General features: G+C 66.3%; 2 protein-coding genes and 1 pseudogene. All 3 read left to right on the top strand.

What is annotated here, in order from left to right:
* Positions 1-518: aldo/keto reductase (locus ACRDUX_RS06475; protein ID WP_526412125.1), on the top strand; the 518-nt coding region annotated here is incomplete at its 5' end.
* A 104-nt stretch (positions 519-622) separates the two neighbouring features.
* A complete protein-coding gene (locus ACRDUX_RS06470; RefSeq protein ID WP_526412123.1) occupies positions 623-1,540 on the top strand; it encodes an NAD-dependent epimerase/dehydratase family protein in 918 nt (305 codons plus the stop codon).
* A gap of 137 nt (positions 1,541-1,677) precedes the next feature.
* A pseudogene (locus tag ACRDUX_RS06465) lies at positions 1,678-2,314 on the top strand (IS21 family transposase); the annotation flags it as partial.
* Between the last annotated feature and the right edge of the window lie 216 nt (positions 2,315-2,530).

Here is a 2,530-nt window from a genome sequence, read left to right as displayed (position 1 = left end):
GATGGGCACGCTTCGTCACGATGCAGGACCACTACAACCTGCTCGCACGCGAAGAGGAGCGCGAGATGATCCCGCTGGCCCTCGACGAGGGCGTTGGCACGATCGTCTGGAGTCCACTGGCCCGTGGCCGTCTCGCCCGCGCCTGGGACGACGCGAAGGCCACCAACCGCTCGGCCACCGACGGTGCGTACGCGGACTCCCTCTACTCGGCCGAGGAGGAGTCGAACCGCGCGATCATCGATGCGGTCGGCCGGATCGCCGACGCGCACGGCGTCAGCCGCGCGACGATCGCGTTGGCCTGGTTGCATCGCCAGCACGTCGTGACCGCGCCGCTCGTCGGCGCCAGTTCGGCGCGGCAGATCGACGACGCCGTCGCTTCCCTCGACGTGACGTTGACCGATGACGAGGTCACCGCGCTCGTGGCGCCGTACACGCCCCGCTACGACTGGCAGGGCGTCTCGGACGAAGCCGAACTGGACGCGATCCGTGCGCGCATTCCTGGAATGGCCCTCTCATGAACGCCACGCGACTGCTCGTCACGGGCAGATCCGGGTTCATCGGCGGTGGTGCGTCCTGGCCGCCCTGAACGCTGGTTATGAGGTGCGCACCACCGTGCGGAATCTTGCGAAAGGGCGACGCCCTGCGCGAGCAGTTGCGTACCGCCGCTGGGTCTTTCGACGATAACCGATTCACCGTCGTGCAGGCCGATCTGCAGCGCGATACGGGTTGGGCCGAGGCGGTGGAGGGGTGCACCTACGTGCTCCACGTCGGCTCCCCGACACTGCGCACCGACGACCTCGCCGAAGCCGACATGATCGAGACCGCGCGCGCCGGCGTGCTGCGTGTCCTCCGCGCGGCCCGCGACGGCGGCATTCGCCGCGTCGTCCTCACCAGTGCCTCCGGCGCGATCGTCGACGGACACGCGCCGCAGTCCACGCCGTTCACCGAAAGCGACTGGAGCGACGTCGAACCGGACATCCCGCCGTATCAGAAGTCGAAGACCCTCGCCGAGCGGGCGGCATGGGACTTCGTCCGAACGCAAGGTCGGGGACTCGAACTCGCGGCGGTCCATCCAACCGGTGTCCTCGGCCCGATGCTCGGCAACGACGATCCACCCTCACTGCGCACGATCCGCCACATGCTCGACGGCAGCATGCCCGCTTGCCCGCCGTTCGGGACCGGCTGGGTCGACGTGCGCGACGTCGCCGACCTCCATCTACGCGCCATGGTTGATCCCAAGGCGGCCGGCGAACGTTTCATCGCCACGTACGGTGAGAGCCTCCGTATGGTCGAGGTCTCGAGGATCCTCCGTCAGCGACTGGGGCAGCGCGCCGCGAAGGCGCCGACCCGTGAAATGGCGGTGTTCCTGGCGCGTGTCCTCGGCGCCGTCAACCCGCAAATGCGCGCCCTAAGACCGCAACTGGGAATGAATCTCGACTCGACCAGTGTCAAGGCTCAGGAGGTCCTGGGCTGGCAACCAAGACCGGTCGGTGACACGATCGCCGACACTGTGGAAAGCATCCTTGCGCACTCCGCGTGAGCCGCCCCAAGTAGGGGTCCCCGCTGGTTGCCAGATAAAAGTCCCCACCCCGTGTTCGTCGTGTCGATCAGGAACTGCAGGCCCCGATGGTGACGGTGAAGGTGCCAACCAGACACCACCACCACCGGGGAGTTCCATTGAAGTCTGCGAAGGACCGCATGGACATCATTTCTGCCTATCAACAAGTCGGGTCGTACCGAGGCGCCGCCGAGCTCTGCAGCACCACGCCCACGACCGTCAAACGTGTTGTCGAGAAGTTCGAAGCCGGCGATGCCGCACCGCCGAGGGCTGAGCGGCCCACAACTACGATGCGGTGACCGACTTGGTCGCCGAACGCGTCGAGAAGTCGCAAGGCCGGATGTCGGCCAAGCGGATGCTGCCGATCGCCCGTGCCGCCGGCTATGACGGTCGGCACGCAATTTCCGCCGCCTGGTCAAGAAGGCGAAGACGTTGTGGCGCAACGAGTATCACCGTGGGCGTCGTCCGGCGGTGTGGTCACCGGGTGAGTATCTGGTGATCGCCTGGGCTCAGGCCGCACCGGGGTTGTTCTTGTTCTGCGCGGTGTTGGCGTTCTCCCGGTGGCGGTTCGTCGCGTTCGCCACCGATCAACGCGCATCGACGACGGTGGCGTTGATCGCCGAGGCCTTCAGCGCGATCGGTGGTGTCCCGGCCCGGGTGCTGGCCGATCGGATGGCGTGTCTCAAAGGCGGCGTCGTCGCCAACGTGGTCGTTAGCACTGCCGAATACGTCCGGCTGGCAGGCCATTACCTATTTACTGAACTACGACACACTTAGTCGCTGGTAGCGTCCGGTTTTTCGAGTTCTCGGTTAGCGTCTCGACCCGTGGATATCGACGGTGAGCAGGATCGTGAGTTGGCGACGTTGTCGGTGCCGATGCTCGGCAGGTTGAAGCAGACCGGCGACCCCTGGTTGCCGTTCCGCCTGGTTGATGGGGGCGGCGCGGTCGTGGAAGGTGTGTCGGTCTACTTC

Origin of the sequence: Mycobacterium sp., from assembly GCF_050701675.1 — a bacterium.
GTDB lineage: Bacteria > Actinomycetota > Actinomycetes > Mycobacteriales > Mycobacteriaceae > Mycobacterium.
Note: the sequence above shows the minus strand (reverse complement) of the source record. Positions and strands in the feature narration are given on the sequence as shown.